The following is a 702-nucleotide window of genomic DNA, read 5'->3' on the forward strand; positions in this document are numbered from 1 at the left end:
AACGTTAGTGGCAAGCTTATCAGACCGAACAAATAGAAAGAAAAATGAATGCAGAATTTATATACAGACCAATCTCAGGAAAGTATCCAGAAAAACATTTTGGGAATATAACACCAAATAGTTTGTGGATTAAGTTTGTAGATAAAGACGAGCAAGTTTGGGTTGGCTCATTTGAACAAAGTTGGGTTGAACAAGGAACGTTTATTTTAAATTTAATAAAGAAAAGAAAAGCCTTCATTGTTGTAGGTGGACAAACTTTTCTGATTGACATTAATAAACGAGAACAACTCAATAAAACTGAAATTTCAGACACCAAAACAGCAATAATAGACGAACAAGAAGAAAATATATATTATTCAAGTGGATTCGACTTACGCTATATGGATATTAATGGAAATGACTTTGTACTTTTCGATAAATACTACTTTGATGACATAAAGCTAATTGAAATTAAAAACAAAAAATTGTATGCGACATATTGGAACTACCAAACTAGCAACAAACCTTTTCATTTTGAAATTGACTTAATAACAAAAGAATTAAAAGACTCATTTTACAATTCAGAAAACCTAACATATTCTTATGAAAATCCAAATCCGACATTCTTTACTAAATTGAAGAAATGGATAACGAAATGAAAAGAAAGCCAGCCACTAACAGGCGTTTGGCAAGATTGCGAATTTTGTAGTAAATTCACGTTTA

Annotated in this window: 1 protein-coding gene; it reads left to right on the top strand. The window is 30.3% G+C overall.

Translation table 11 applies throughout. From position 1 onward, the window contains the following. Positions 1–44: 44 nt before the first annotated feature. The gene (locus L1S34_RS14810; protein ID WP_236364874.1) at positions 45–638 is read left to right on the top strand and encodes a hypothetical protein; all 594 of its coding nucleotides are present in this window, start codon (positions 45–47) and stop codon (positions 636–638) included. The last annotated feature ends 64 nt before the right edge of the window (positions 639–702 follow it).

Origin of the sequence: Flavobacterium sp. K77, assembly GCF_021608205.1 — a bacterium.
GTDB lineage: Bacteria > Bacteroidota > Bacteroidia > Flavobacteriales > Flavobacteriaceae > Flavobacterium > Flavobacterium turcicum.